This window comes from Neisseria sp., assembly GCF_041804105.1.
In the GTDB taxonomy this organism is placed as follows: domain Bacteria; phylum Pseudomonadota; class Gammaproteobacteria; order Burkholderiales; family Neisseriaceae; genus Neisseria.
Map to the genome: position 1 here is coordinate 1 of NZ_JBHCJY010000086.1, position 13,919 is coordinate 13,919.

Genomic DNA, 13,919 nt, shown 5'->3' on the forward strand with positions numbered 1-13,919 from the left:
CTGCAGCGGATGCAGCTAGAGGGCGGCCAGCGACGTAAGTTACATCTCCGCCGCGCCGAAACCCTGCAACACGAGCCCGAATTCGCGGTGGCGTTTCTGCAAACCCCAGCCCGCCGCCGTGGCCGCCACACCGGCCGCCGCCACCATCACATAACGCGTGCCGATGGAGACGTGAATGTATTCCGATGCCAGCCGCAGCAGGAAGGCCAGACCCAAAAACAGAATCACCACGCCCGCCCGCAGCAGCATATTGCCGCGCATAAACCATGCCAGCAGCGGGTTTTCCGCTTTCGGCGTTTGGCCGGCGGTTTCAACTTCAACGGAAACAGGCTGCGCGGCAACAGAACCGTTTTCAGACGGCCTGTCGTGCTTAACGGCCATGCTTTCTGCGGGTTTCGTAACCTGAGCAGCATGAACGCCGGACAATGCGGCGGCAGGCTGTGCTTCGGCCGCAAGCGGTTTTTCAGACGGCCTGTCGGCGTGTACCGCCGTTTCGGCCATATCGGTTCCGGCCTTGCCGAAAGCCGTATCCGAACCGTTGTTGGGGATGCGGAAACGCTGTCCGGCCAAAGCAGGGGAAGTGCGGACATGCGCTGCCTGCGCCGTGCGGTTTTCAGACGGCACCGCCTCCGTTGCGGACTCGGCGGAATCCCGAGTTTTTTGCAGCGGCGTTGCGGATGCCGTTTCAGACGGCATGTCGGTCTGTGCCGGATCGGCAACCTTTTTCAGCCGCTCCACTTCGGTTTTCAGCTTGGCCAGTTCCGCTTCGATATTGTCCAGCCGTGCCGGTCCGGTTGGACTGGCAAAAGCAAATACCAAACCCAGCAAAATGCCGGTTGTGATACTGTCGGTCAGTATGCTGCCGATCACGACAATCAGCAGCCATATGAAAAACCGCATCGGATTCCGCCTTTCGTATTTTTGATGGATGGTGCGCATTATAGCCGCCGAAGGCTGCGGGCGGCTTATGCCGGACAGTTAAGTTTTGTTGTGCCTGAGCCGAAAGGCAGCCGCCGTGTTTTTCAGACGGCCTGAAAGCGCGGCGGACAAGTTTGCCGACCCATCCGCTGCTTCGGGCGGAAGGATTGCAAAAAGCCGCCCGAGGCCGTCTGAAACCCCCGCCCTGTGTTAAAATCCCGTTCCCGAATACCATCAGCCCGAAACACCTGTTATGACCACCCCGCAAAACATCATCGTCGGACTTTCCGGCGGCGTCGATTCCTCCGTAACCGCAGCCCTGCTCAAACAGCAGGGGCATCAGGTGCGCGGCGTGTTCATGCAGAACTGGGAAGACGACGACAACGACGAATATTGCAGCATCAAACAGGATTCGTTCGACGCCATCGCGGTGGCCGACATTCTCGGCATCGACATCGACATCGTCAATTTCGCCGCTCAGTACAAAGACAAAGTGTTCGCCTACTTTTTGCAGGAATACAGCGCAGGCCGCACCCCCAATCCCGATGTACTCTGCAACGCCGAAATCAAGTTCAAATGCTTTCTCGACTATGCCGTCGGACAAGGCGCGGACGTGATTGCCACCGGCCATTACGCCCGCAAAGAAGTGCGCAACGGCAACCACTGCCTGCTCAAAGGCCTCGACCAAAACAAAGACCAAAGCTATTTTCTCTACCGCCTGCAACCGCACCAGCTTGCGCGTGCAATCTTCCCCTTGGGCGGTTTGGAAAAACCCGAAGTGCGCCGCCTGGCAACCGAATTCAAACTGCCGACCGCCGCCAAAAAAGACAGCACCGGCATCTGCTTTATCGGCGAGCGGCCGTTCCGCGAGTTCCTGCAAAAATACCTGCCCACCGACAACGGCGAGATGGTTACGCCCGAGGGAAAAACCGTGGGCAGACACGTCGGCCTCACGTTTTACACCCTCGGCCAGCGCAAAGGTTTGGGCATCGGCGGCGCAGGGGAGCCGTGGTTCGTGGCCGGCAAGGATTTGGCGGCAAACAAACTGATTGTCGTGCAGGGACACGACCACCCGCTCTTATACAGCAACAGCCTGGTGATGGACGATTTGAGCTGGACGCTGCCCGAACGCCCCGCCGCAGGCCGCTATACCTGCAAAACCCGCTACCGCATGGCCGATGCCCCGTGCGAACTGCGCTATCTCGACGGCGGCAAAGCCGAGCTGGTTTTCGACGAACCGCAATGGGCGGTAACGCCCGGCCAGTCGGCGGTGCTGTACGACGGCGAAATCTGCTTGGGCGGCGGCATCATTACCGCAACGGACAACAATGCCATCACAGGCGTATCAACAGATTAAGGCCGTCTGAAAAGTTTTCAGACGGCCTGCAACGAATGTTAAATAAAAGGGCAACTTAATGGAAAAACTCTGGCTCAAAAGTTACGAACCGGGTGTGGCGGCGGAAATCGACATCACGCGCTATAACTCGATTAACGAAGTGTTCCGCAACAGCGTGCAGCAGTTCGGCAGCCGCCCCGCATTCCAAAGCATGGGAAAAATCCTGACCTATGCCGAAACCGCCGCGCTGGTCGACCGTTTCGCATCGTTCCTGCAAAACACGCTCAAGCTGCCGCGCGGTTCGCGCGTGGCCATCATGATGCCCAACCTGCTGCAATATCCGGTTGCCCTGTTCGGCGCATTGCAGGCCGGCATGGTGGTGGTGAACACCAACCCGCTCTACACCCCCCGCGAACTCGAGCACCAGCTCAACGACAGCGGCGCGGAAACCATCGTGGTTTTGGAAAATTTCGCCAACACGCTGGAACTCGTGCTGCCGCGCACGCAGATTAAAAACGTCATTACCGCCACCGTCGGCGACATGTTCGGCACGCTGAAGGGCGGCATCATGAATTTCGTGGTGCGCAAAATCAAAAAAATGGTGCCCGACTACCGCATCCCCAGCGCCATCCCTTTTCAGACGGCCTTGAAACAGGGCGCGGCGCAACCGTTTACCCCCGTTACCCTCAACCGAGAAGACACGGCGTTTCTGCAATATACGGGGGGCACCACCGGCGTGGCCAAAGGCGCGGTGCTGTCGCACGGCAACATCTGCGCCAACATGATGCAGGCGGCCGAATGGATTAAAAACAAGCTGGAAGCCGGCCAAGAAACCGTTATCGCCGCGCTGCCGCTCTACCATGTGTTCGCGCTCACGGTGAACCTGATGATTTTTACCCAGGCCGCCGCCAAAATCGTCCTGATTGCCAACCCGCGCGACATGAAATCCTTTATCGGCGACATGAAAAAGGAAAAAATCAGCGTGTTTATCGGCGTGAACACCCTGTTTAACGGCCTGGCCAACCGCCCCGAATTTGCCGAAGTCGATTTTTCCGGCCTGAAACTCACGCTCGGCGGCGGCATGGCCACCCAAAAAGCCATTGCCGAAAAATGGAAAAACATTACCGGCACGCCGATTGTCGATGCCTACGGCCTTACCGAAGCCAGTCCCGGCGTATGTGCTAACCCGCTCGGCATCCCCGCCTACACCGGCGGCATCGGCCTGCCCATTCCGTCCACCGAAATCCAGTTGCGCGATGCCGACGGCAGCGAAGTCCCGCAGGGGCAGCCCGGCGAAATGTGGATACGCGGCCCGCAAGTCATGCAGGGCTACTGGAACCGTCCCGACGAAACCGCCAAAGCCATCGATAAAGACGGCTGGCTGGAAACCGGCGACATCGCCGTGATGGACGAAAACGGCTGGTTCAAATTGGTCGACCGCAAAAAAGACCTGATTGTCGTTTCCGGCTTCAACGTTTACCCCAACGAAATCGAAGAAGTCGCCGCCCACCATGACAAAGTGCTCGAAGTGGCCTGCATCGGCGTGTCCAACGAAAAAACCGGCGAAGCGCTGAAACTCTTCGTCGTCAAAAAAGATCCGTCGCTGACGGCGGAGGAACTCATCGCCTTCTGCCGCACCAGGCTGACGGGTTACAAAGTCCCCAAAGACATCGAATTCCGCGACGAACTGCCCAAGTCGAATGTAGGCAAAATCCTGCGCCGCGAACTGCGCGACCAAGTGCAGGGGAAATAAGGGTTCGGAATTTCCGAAGGCCGGTGTTTGGGTATTGCGCTGGTTGGTAACCGGCAAGACCGGTTTTTCCAACTCCTGTCATTCCCGCGCAGACGGGAATCCATGTTTGACATCCGGTATCTTGTTGTAACAAGCATTTGTGAATGACAAAGCCGGATTTCCGCCCCCGCGGGAATAACAGTATGGGCATCGTCAACGCCGTCAACACATTATCCGGATACAGCCTGCCCCAAAAACAAAGGCCGTCTGAAAATTTTCAGACGGCCTTTCTCTGTATCAGCCTTAATCCGTAGGCAATGGACAATGCTACGCGTAATGGCGTTCTTCGCCTTTTCCGTCGATATTGTCCGCGCAGCGGGCGCAGAGGGTGGGGTGGGTGGCGGCGGAGCCGATGTCGTCGGTGTAGTGCCAGCAGCGTTCGCATTTGCCGCCGTTGCTGACTTTGGCTGCGGCAGACAGGGTTTCGCCTTTGGTAACGGTAACTTTGGAGACGAGCATGGCGAAGCGCAGTTCGCCGCCGAGTGCCTGCAGATAACGGTAGGCGGTTTCGGGGGCGGTGATTTCGACTTCGGCCTGCAACGATGAACCGACGGTTTTGTCGCTGCGCAGCGGTTCGATGGCGGCGGTAACGGTTTCGCGGGCTTCGCGCACGGCCTGCCATTTTTCCATCAGGGCGGCTTCGGTTTTTTCGTTGACGGCGGGAAACTCGTGCAGGGTGTGGAACAGCACGCTGTCTTCTTCGCCGCCGCCGATGATGTCCCACGCTTCTTCGGCGGTAAAGCAGAGGATGGGCGACATCAGCAGCACGAGACTGCGGGTAATATGATAGAGCGCGGTTTGGGCGCTGCGGCGGGCGTGGCTGTCGGCTTGGGTGGTGTAGAGGCGGTCTTTCAGGATGTCGAGATAGAACGCGCCCAAATCTTCGGAACAGAAAGCCACGATGTCTTTCACGGCGAAGTGGAAGGCATAGCGCGGGTAATAGTCGCCCGCAAGCCGTTCTTGCAGGCGGCGCGCCAGAATCATGGCGTAGCGGTCGATTTCCACCATTTGGTCCTGCGGTACGGCGTGTTCGATGGGGCGGAAATCGGACAAGTTAGCGAACAGGAAGCTCAGGGTATTGCGGATACGGCGGTAGCTTTCGGTAACGCGCTTGAGGATTTCTTTGGAAATCGCCAGTTCGCCCGAATAGTCGGTGGAAGCAGCCCACAGGCGCAGGATGTCGGCACCGAATTCGTTATAGACTTCCTGCGGGGCAACGACGTTACCCAGCGATTTGGACATTTTTCGACCGTCCTGATCCACGACGAAACCGTGTGTGAGCAGCTGTTTGTAAGGCGCACGGCCCATGGCGGCGCAACCGGTGAGCATGGACGACTGAAACCAGCCGCGGTGCTGGTCGCTGCCTTCGAGATACAGGTCGGCGGGCCAAGCCAGCTCTTCGCGCTGTTTCAATACGGAGAAATGGGTGCTGCCCGAATCGAACCATACGTCCATGGTGTCGGACAGTTTTTCATAGTTTTCGCAGTCTTCCGCACTCAGCAGCTCGCTTTTGTCCAAGGCAAACCATGCTTCGATGCCTTGTTTTTCGATGCGTTGCGCGATTTTTTCCAGCAATTCGGCGGAATCGGGGTGCAGCTCGCCCGTTTCTTTGTGGACGAAGAACGTCATCGGCGTGCCCCAGAAACGCTGGCGGCTGACCACCCAGTCGGGGCGGGTTTCAATCATCGCTTCCAGTCGGGCGCGTCCCCATGCGGGGAAAAATTCGGTGTCGTCCACCGCTTTCATGGCGTTGTTGCGCAGGGTTTTGCCGTCGGTACCCGCCTTGTCCATGCCGATGAACCACTGACCGGTAGCGCGGTAAATCAGTGGGGTTTTATGCCGCCAGCAGTGGGCGTAGCTGTGTTCGATTTTGGCTTTGCACAGCAGGCGGCCGTTTTCTTCCAGCCATTCGATGATGACCGGGTTGGCTTCCCACACGGTCAAACCCGCCACACGCGGCACTTCGCTGATGAAGCGGCCTTCGCCGTTGACGGGGTTGTACAGCTCGATGCCGTATTGGTTGCAGACGGCATAGTCTTCCAAACCGTGCGCGGGGGCGGTATGCACCAAGCCCGTACCGGCATCGGTGGTCACGTGGCTGCCGTTGAGCAGCAGGATGTCGCGTTCGATGAACGGGTGTTCCAGATGCAGGTTTTCCAAACGGTCGCCCGCGGTTTCGGCCAGCACATTGAGGCCGTCTGAATCGAAACCGTAGCGTTTCAGCGCGTCTTCCGCCAAATCTTTGGCCAAAACCAGCTTGCCTTTGGGCGTGTCAATCAGTTGGTAAACCACTTCCGCACCTGCGCTCACGGCCTGGCTGGCGGGCAGCGTCCACGGTGTGGTCGTCCAAATCACGCCAAATGCGTCGCCGTCGATTGTGTCCAAACCGAATGCCGCAGCCAAAGCCGCATTGTCTTTGAAGCGGTAGGCTACGTCGATTGCAGGCGAGATTTTGTCCTTATATTCCACTTCCGCTTCGGCCAGCGACGAACCGCAGTCCAAACAGAACTGTACGGGCTTCGCGCCGCGGTAGAGATAACCCGCTTTGTAGATTTCGCCCAGCGTGCGCACGGTGTCGGCTTCGGTTTGGAAATCCATGGTCAGGTAGGGATTGTCCCAGTCGCCCATCACGCCCAGGCGGATGAAGTCTTTTTTCTGGCGGGCAATCTGTTCGGCGGCGTATTCGCGGCAGAGTTCGCGGAATTTGGCGGCGGGGATGTTTTTACCGTGCAGTTTTTCCACCATCAGTTCGATGGGCAGGCCGTGGCAGTCCCAACCCGGTACATAAGGCGCGTCGAAACCGGCCAGTGTTTTGCTGCGGATGATGATGTCTTTGAGGATTTTGTTGGCGGCATGACCGATATGGATGTCGCCGTTGGCATAAGGCGGCCCGTCGTGCAGCACGAATTTGGGACGGCCTTTTGCTTTGGCGCGCAGTTTTTGATAGCGTTTCTGCTCGTACCAGCTTTTCAGCCATGCGGGTTCGCGCTTGGCAAGGTTGCCGCGCATCGGGAACGGGCTTTCGAGCAGGTTTACGGTTTTGCTGTAATCGGTCATGGTTTACTCGTGTGGACGTGATTCGGATGTTTTCAGACGGCCTGTGCCGCAAGCGGCGGATAAGGCTGCCGTTTTCAAGCCGTCTGAACGGAACTGCTACATTTTATAAGGGTTTGGATTGGATGGAAAGGTTATCGGCAGGCAAGCCGGCATCCCGCCGCCCGTATTCTGCGGTGCAGCCGTTCCATATCGGAGAGCGGGGACGGAACGGCTGCCGTTTGGCAGTCGGTTTCAGCGGGAATTGTATCGCCGTATCCGAAAAAACTGCAAAGGCCGTCTGAAAGGGCTAAGGCCGTCTGAAAAGGCAAAGGCCGTCTGCAACGTAGGTGCGGTTGACCCGATGTAGCGGGCGTAACCGTAGGGATATTGTTGGAGATGCGTGCGTATTGTTCAGACGGCCTGTTCCTGTCAAACGGCCGTACTGTGCGGTTGTGCGCCTGAAAGAAGGTAACCTTGCCCGTATCGGCTTCGTCGGGCGGTTTTTTCTGTCAGGCCGTGTTCGGATTGTGCCGACAACATACGGGCAAGACGGAAAACCGAGTTTCAACACGGGATTTAAACACAGCCTTCTGTAACGGCAATACAGCATCCGGATACCCGAAAGGCCGTCTGAAAAAACACTTTCAGACGGCCTTTCAAACTGCGGTAAAGGGGGAAGGGCGGTTTTGCGGGTCAGTCAGTACGCCGTCAACCGTGTGCAACGCGGTTCAGGATGCTGCCTGTTTTTCAGACGGCCTTCGGGTGAAACTATTCTCTGCCGTTGGTTTTCGCCAAAACCGTGCTCAACAGGCCGCGGGCATATTCCTGCATCTGGCCGTTGCTGAGCGTACCGGCGTGTTCGCCCCAAACGGCGACGGCGGCGCCGGAGATTTTGCGTTCGCGTCCGTCGGTCAGCGCGTTGCGGTGGTTGTTGCCGTCCCAAACGCCCAAATGCCAGTTTTTACGCGCATCGCTGGCCGCATATGCGCTGTCGGCCTGCCAGTTTTTGCCGTCGCGCGGAACGACATAGAGATAATAGGAATTGTAGTTCAGCACTTTGAAACCATGGTCGAGCAGGTCGGGCAGGGTGGCGCGGACGGTGCGGCGTTTGGCGGCTTCGGCTTTGTCCTGCGGGTCGCCGTCGTAACTCCAGTAGGTGATTTCGATGTCGCGGTTGAGCGCATCCATGGTGGGTTTGATGATGCCGTCGTTCCAGATCCGTGTTTCCAAGCCTCTGCGGGCGAGGAATTCGGCCTGCCGGTTGGCATAGGCGACAAAATTGCGGTTGCTTTCGGTGTCGTAGCCGAACTCGTCACCGCCGATGTGGAAATGGCGGCTGACCGTGCCGAATTTGTCGGCGGTCTCGGCAATCAGTGCCTGCATGAAATCGGTGTTTTTCGGTTTGCTGATGTCGAGTTCGCCGTTGGCCGTCTGCATCTGCTTGACGGTTTCTTTGCCGTAGGCGTTTTCCATCAGGTGGAAGATGCCGCCCATATGGCCGGGGCTGCCGATTTCGGGAACCAGCTCGATTTTTTTGCTGCGGGCGTGGTTGACGACTTCGCGCAGCTGGCCGTCGCTCCAAAACGGTTTGCCGGTGGTTTTGTTGACGTATACGCCGTCTGAACGGCGTTGCGCGTCGGCAGCTTTCTGGCCCAGCAGACGGCTTTCGAGCGCATAGTTTTCGTTGTCGGAAAAATGCAGGTGGACGAATGTGCCGCCTTCCGCGGCCACGGTGTCGATAAAGCCTTTGACGGCTTCGGGCGTGTAGAAATAGCGCGCCATGTCGAGCATCAGGCCGCTATCTTTGCGATCGGCGATCAGGTAGCTCGTGCAGGCGGACAACTGGCAGGATGCCAAAGCCAGCGCAAGCAGCATCCACAGCCAGCGTTTGAGGTTCACTCCGAGCATGAAAGTTCCTTGGTATTTGTCGTTATGGTTATGTTTTATGGTTGTTTTGTTTTTCAGACGGCCTGCCGGACGGCGGTGTTGCCGGAATCGGACAGGAAAAAACCGCTGCCGCACCGCCGGATTTGTACAGATTATAAAACTAAGCCGCCACCGTCCCAATCCCGCAGAAACCGGTTTTTCATAATTTCACGACAAATAAAGACCCGCAGGGCAGGCAATTCCGACAAATCCGCTCAAATTTTCAAAATCAATCAGTTTTTAAAAAATACAAAATTTTACCTATCATGACTTGAACAAAACAGCCGTTTGCCCATCTAATAGCGGTAACCCGAAAAGAGATGATATACTGGGTAACCAAACAAACAGGCCGTCTGAAAACGGCTTGGCAGATGAAAAGGAAAAAACACATTGGATAACGTAATGGCATTACCCGTTCCGAGCGGCCACGGCACGCTGGAGCAGTACATCCACACAGTCAACAGCATCCCCATGCTCAGCGCCGAAGAAGAAACCGGATTGGCCGAGCGTCAAATGAAAGGCGATTTGGAAGCCGCCAAAAAACTGATTCTTTCCCACCTTCGCGTCGTCGTTTCCATCGCACGCGGCTACGACGGCTACGGCCTCAACCAGGCCGACCTGATTCAGGAAGGCAACATCGGCCTGATGAAGGCCGTCAAACGCTACGAACCCGGCCGCGGCGCGCGCCTGTTTTCGTTTGCCGTGCACTGGATTAAAGCCGAAATCCACGAATTCATCCTGCGCAACTGGCGTCTGGTGCGCGTGGCCACCACCAAGCCGCAGCGCAAACTGTTTTTCAACCTGCGCAGCATGCGCAAAAACCTGAACGCGTTAAGCCCCAAAGAAGCGCAGGAAATCGCCGACGACTTGGGCGTGAAACTGTCCGAAGTCTTGGAAATGGAGCAGCGCATGACCGGCCGCGACATCGGCATCATGGCCGACAACAGCGACGACGAAGACAGCTTCGCCCCCATCGACTGGCTGGCCGATCACGATGCCGAACCGAGCACCCAGCTGGCGAAACAGGCACACTACGCCCTGCAGACCGAAGGCCTGCAAAACGCCTTGGCCAAACTGGACGACCGCAGCCGCCGTATCGTGGAAAGCCGCTGGCTTCAGGACGACGGCGGTCTGACCCTGCACGATTTGGCCGCCGAATACGGCGTTTCCGCCGAGCGCATCCGCCAAATCGAAGCCAAAGCCATGCAGAAGCTGCGCGGTTTTCTGGCCGAAGAAGCCGAAGGCGCGGAAGTTTGACCGGTTTGCTGTAAATTAAATATAGTTGCAACCATAGAAAAGGCCGTCTGAAAAAGTTTTCAGACGGCCTTTTCTATGGGATACCCGCGGCAAAATCCGAAATACGGCGGAATGCCGTGTTTCAGACGGCCTGTGTTTGATGGCGGCGGTATCTGAACCACAGGTAAACCGCTACGGCCAAAACCAAAGCGACGGCGGCAAACGGCAGCAGCAGGCTCAAGCCCGTCATCACGACCGCCGTACCCGTTTCGGCCACCGATACGGCGGGATTGGCGATGCCGCCGGTGGTGGCCGTGCTCACGGCGCGGGTGGCGGCAGTTGTACCTTTGATGGCCGCCGCCGCGCCGCCGCCCGCGATGATGGCCAGCGCCCATGTGACTTCGGGGCTGAGGCCTGCGGTGGTCGATACCATGACCGCCGTTCCCGCCAAACCCGCCAGCGGTACGGCCAGCGTATCGAGCAGGTTGTCGATATAGGGAACCAGATAGGCGGTGATTTCCACCAGCGTGGCCACGCCGAGAATAATCAGTGCGGGCAGCGAAGCGAGCCATTGCCAGCTTTCATTGACCTGCCACAGGCCGGAGTAGGCCGACAGGCTCAGGGCAAACAGCGGAAGGAATACGCGGAATCCCGCGCTGGCGGCCAAACCGATGCCGAGTGCGATGCTGACGAATGTGGAAAAAGTAAGGTGTTCCATATCGGATGTATGCCTTGAAAACGTGATGCCGCCATTGTAAATGCAGATGCGGACGAGATGGAATTTTTCGGGTGTGCGGGTGATGTGTCGCTGGTTGTAAGGATTTGTTTGGGGACGGTTTTGCCGACGGTTGTTTGGCCGGGCTGTTTGTTTTGTTTACCGCTTGGGCGTATCGGTTCAGGCCGTCTGAATTGACGTGCGGCATTGTTCTGCATCATTGTGCCGTTTGGACTGACTGTGCTTTCCGTGTTGTTGCCGATATATCCAAACACAACCATATGCAAAAACGGCAGGCCGTCTGAAAAGTTTTTCAGACGGCCTGTCCGTTCGGATGCAGGTGGACGGGCTGTTTCAACCGTTGCCGTCCAATTTGTAAATTTGGGCGACGGCATCAACCAGATGTTCGTCTTGGACGCCGGCTTTGTTGAGCGTTTGCGTGGGCGAGTGCAGCAGCTTATTGGTAAGCTGCACAGACAGCCGCTCCAACACTTCTTCGGCAGGCGCGCCTTTGGCAAGCTGTTTCATCGCATTTTCAAGCACTTGGCGGCGGGCGCGTTCGCCTTCGTCGCGCAGGGCGCGGATAAGCGGCACGCTTTGGCGGCTTTTTTGCCATTCGGCGAACTCGGCCACTTTCTGTTCCACCATCGCTTCGGCTTCGGCGGCGGCTTTTTTGCGCGCTTCCTGACCGCTCTGCACGATGTCCATCATGTCGTCGACCGTGTAGAGATAGGCATCTTCCAAACCGCCCACTTCGGCTTCGATGTCGCGCGGCACGGCCAAATCGAGCATGAACACGGGCATATTGTGGCGCCGTTTGAGCGCGCGCTCCACCATGCCTTTGCCCACCAGCGGCAGCTGGCTGGCGGTGGAAGACACCACCACATCGTATTCGTGCAGGATGTCGGGCAAATCGCCCAGCAGGCACGGTTCGGCTTGGATGCCCAGTTTGTCGCACAATTCCTGCGCGCGGGGCAGCGTGCGGTTGGCAACGGTAATCAGCTTGGGATTTTTGGCGGCGAAATAAGTGGCGACCAGCTCGATCATTTCCCCCGCGCCGATAAACAGAACGTTCAAATCGGCTACCGACGGGAAAATCTGTTCGGCCATTTTGACCGACGCGGCGGCCATCGACACGGAATTTTCGCCGACGGCGGTGTCGGTGCGCACTTCTTTGGCCACGGCAAAGGTTTTTTGGAACAGCGCGTTCAGTTCGCTGCCTGTGCCGTGCTGCTCCTGCGAGACGCGCACGGCGTCTTTGATTTGGCCGAGAATCTGCGGTTCGCCCAACACCATCGAATCGAGTCCGCAGGCAACGCGGAAGGCGTGGCGCACGGTTTCGCGGCTGTCGAGCGTGTAGAGATAGGGGCGGATTTCTTCAGACGGCATATTGTGGTACTGCGCCAGCCATGCAATGACGGCTTCGGTATCGCCGACGCAGTAAAGCTCCGTGCGGTTGCAGGTGGAGAGAATCACTGCTTCTTTGGCGGCACGGCTGCCGGTGAGCGCGCGCACGGCATCGGGCAAACCGGCGGCGGCAAAAGCGAGTTTTTCGCGTATGCTCAAAGGCGCGGTTTGGTGGTTGAGTCCGACGGCGGTAAGTTGCATTTTGAATGAGTGCGCTGCTTGGGGAAATAACGGCGCATTATAGCCTAAGTTGCTGTTTGGAAAAATGCTTGGCGGGCCGTCTGAAAGCAGGAGTCCGGTATGAACGGGAGTGGTGGAAGCGGCATCGGATGCTGTATTTTGCAGCGGCAGGCAGGTTGCGCGGAATCCGGTTGGCGGCACGGTTTGCAGGTGTTTCGGGGTGTTTCGGAGTCGGATTGGCATGTAAACGCTGAAAACCATCCGCATGCAAAATCCCGCTGTTTTGTTTTTTTATGCAAAATAGTAGCCGTTTATCGCTGATAGAATCCGCTTATCGTTGTACAAAAGATACAGAACAGCCGTTCAGACGGCCTGTTTTTTATGAAAATCGAATTTTATCTTGCTAAGGACAGTCGGTAGGGGAATAATCACACCAAGCCTTGATGCAGCGGTTTTACTGTTCGGGAAGTGGTTTTCCCGACGGTGAAAATCAGGCATCGGATAAAAAATCTGCCTAGGGGAAACAGGGTGAAAAGCTGTTCCGAAAGGCAGGGGAAAACACTCAACCAAATATAAAACAAGGAAACTTACTCATGAAAAAACTCTTCGTACTCTCTTCCGTAGCGGCTGCTCTGATGGCTTCCGGTTCGGCTTTTGCGACAGAAACCAAAACGGCGGATTTCCACGTTACCATCAAAATCAAGCCGGCTTGCGAATTTAACTTCGACACAACAGGTGCATTGGATGCGGAAGCCATGACCGGCGGTTTGGCCAATACTCTGGATTGGAACAACGGTAAACGCGCCGACATCGACTTCGGCGAGCATTTCTCCAACGGTACTACCGATATTGATGCGCAAAGCAACGGCGCGGGCAGCAAGCAGGGTATCGTCATCAGCTGTACCAAAGGCACGCCCTACAAAATCGGTTTGAGCCCCGAAACCGACAACAATACCGCAGGTAAAGGTGCCATGAATGCGCAAGCGGGTGGTGCAGTAGGCAAAATCGCCTACCAGCTTTATCAGGATGCTGGCCGCGGCACTGTTTGGGGTGATCAACCTACCAACATGAAAGACGGTACAGGTTTGGGTTTCGGTACGCCTGAAGTGCTGCCCGTTTACGGCCGTGTATTGCGTGCTGACGTGCGCGATATGGCTGCCGGACGCTATTCCGACAAAGTAACCGTAAAAGTCGAATACTGATTTTCTGAACTTTCCATTTTTCAGTAACACCGTCTCATAAGACGCTACGTTCCTGCCGTTATTTCTGCACTTGCGGGAATAACGGCATCCATCTTTTAAACACCTGAAAAATATACATTTCGGGTTTACATAACGCAAAAAGGGTTTCAGACGGCCTTGATGCCGTCTGAA

General features: G+C 56.9%; 9 protein-coding genes. 4 read left to right on the top strand and 5 right to left on the bottom strand.

Features of this window, described 5'->3' with window-relative positions; all coding sequences use genetic code 11:
- Positions 1 to 39 precede the first annotated feature (39 nt).
- Entirely contained in the window at positions 40 to 900 is an 861-nt protein-coding gene (locus ACEYDX_RS07875) for a DUF2339 domain-containing protein (protein ID WP_373741469.1), read from the bottom strand.
- A gap of 271 nt (positions 901 to 1,171) precedes the next feature.
- Between ACEYDX_RS07875 and mnmA the strand changes: the two genes are divergently transcribed.
- A complete protein-coding gene (mnmA, locus tag ACEYDX_RS07880; protein ID WP_373741470.1) occupies positions 1,172 to 2,275 on the top strand; it encodes a tRNA 2-thiouridine(34) synthase MnmA in 1,104 nt (367 codons plus the stop codon).
- Between the two features lie 58 nt (positions 2,276 to 2,333).
- Complete coding sequence (locus ACEYDX_RS07885; protein WP_373741471.1) at positions 2,334 to 4,007, top strand: AMP-binding protein; 1,674 nt, start codon at positions 2,334 to 2,336, stop codon at positions 4,005 to 4,007.
- A 306-nt stretch (positions 4,008 to 4,313) separates the two neighbouring features.
- Here ACEYDX_RS07885 and ileS read toward each other — a convergent pair whose 3' ends face one another.
- The gene (ileS, locus tag ACEYDX_RS07890; RefSeq protein WP_373741472.1) at positions 4,314 to 7,103 is read right to left on the bottom strand and encodes an isoleucine--tRNA ligase; all 2,790 of its coding nucleotides are present in this window, start codon (positions 7,101 to 7,103) and stop codon (positions 4,314 to 4,316) included.
- A gap of 747 nt (positions 7,104 to 7,850) precedes the next feature.
- Positions 7,851 to 8,990, bottom strand: coding sequence for a family 20 glycosylhydrolase (locus ACEYDX_RS07895; RefSeq protein WP_373741473.1), 1,140 nt, complete (start codon positions 8,988 to 8,990; stop codon positions 7,851 to 7,853).
- A 408-nt stretch (positions 8,991 to 9,398) separates the two neighbouring features.
- Between ACEYDX_RS07895 and rpoH the strand changes: the two genes are divergently transcribed.
- On the top strand, positions 9,399 to 10,265 hold the full coding sequence (rpoH, locus tag ACEYDX_RS07900; protein ID WP_373741474.1) for an RNA polymerase sigma factor RpoH: 867 nt from the start codon (positions 9,399 to 9,401) through the stop codon (positions 10,263 to 10,265).
- 121 nt (positions 10,266 to 10,386) lie between these two features.
- On the opposite strand, the gene ACEYDX_RS07905 is transcribed toward rpoH, so the two are convergent.
- Together ACEYDX_RS07905 and hemA are read right to left on the bottom strand one after the other, a co-directional pair.
- The gene (locus ACEYDX_RS07905; protein WP_373741475.1) at positions 10,387 to 10,962 is read right to left on the bottom strand and encodes a DUF4126 domain-containing protein; all 576 of its coding nucleotides are present in this window, start codon (positions 10,960 to 10,962) and stop codon (positions 10,387 to 10,389) included.
- Between the two features lie 351 nt (positions 10,963 to 11,313).
- The gene (gene hemA, locus ACEYDX_RS07910; protein WP_373741487.1) at positions 11,314 to 12,567 is read right to left on the bottom strand and encodes a glutamyl-tRNA reductase; all 1,254 of its coding nucleotides are present in this window, start codon (positions 12,565 to 12,567) and stop codon (positions 11,314 to 11,316) included.
- 572 nt (positions 12,568 to 13,139) lie between these two features.
- Between hemA and ACEYDX_RS07915 the strand changes: the two genes are divergently transcribed.
- Positions 13,140 to 13,748 (top strand): spore coat U domain-containing protein, encoded by a 609-nt coding sequence (locus tag ACEYDX_RS07915; protein WP_373741476.1) that lies wholly within the window; start codon positions 13,140 to 13,142, stop codon positions 13,746 to 13,748.
- The last annotated feature ends 171 nt before the right edge of the window (positions 13,749 to 13,919 follow it).

Bases quoted from the DNA above. Each gene is read 5' to 3' on its own strand.
- ACEYDX_RS07885 (WP_373741471.1), top strand. From the start codon at position 2,334: ATGGAAAAACTCTGGCTCAAAAGTTACGAACCGGGTGTGGCGGCGGAA.
- ACEYDX_RS07875 (WP_373741469.1), bottom strand. From the start codon at position 900: ATGCGGTTTTTCATATGGCTGCTGATTGTCGTGATCGGCAGCATACTG.
- ACEYDX_RS07905 (WP_373741475.1), bottom strand. From the start codon at position 10,962: ATGGAACACCTTACTTTTTCCACATTCGTCAGCATCGCACTCGGCATC.
- ACEYDX_RS07895 (WP_373741473.1), bottom strand. From the start codon at position 8,990: ATGCTCGGAGTGAACCTCAAACGCTGGCTGTGGATGCTGCTTGCGCTG.
- ileS (WP_373741472.1), bottom strand. From the start codon at position 7,103: ATGACCGATTACAGCAAAACCGTAAACCTGCTCGAAAGCCCGTTCCCG.
- mnmA (WP_373741470.1), top strand. From the start codon at position 1,172: ATGACCACCCCGCAAAACATCATCGTCGGACTTTCCGGCGGCGTCGAT.
- hemA (WP_373741487.1), bottom strand. From the start codon at position 12,567: ATGCAACTTACCGCCGTCGGACTCAACCACCAAACCGCGCCTTTGAGC.
- ACEYDX_RS07915 (WP_373741476.1), top strand. From the start codon at position 13,140: ATGAAAAAACTCTTCGTACTCTCTTCCGTAGCGGCTGCTCTGATGGCT.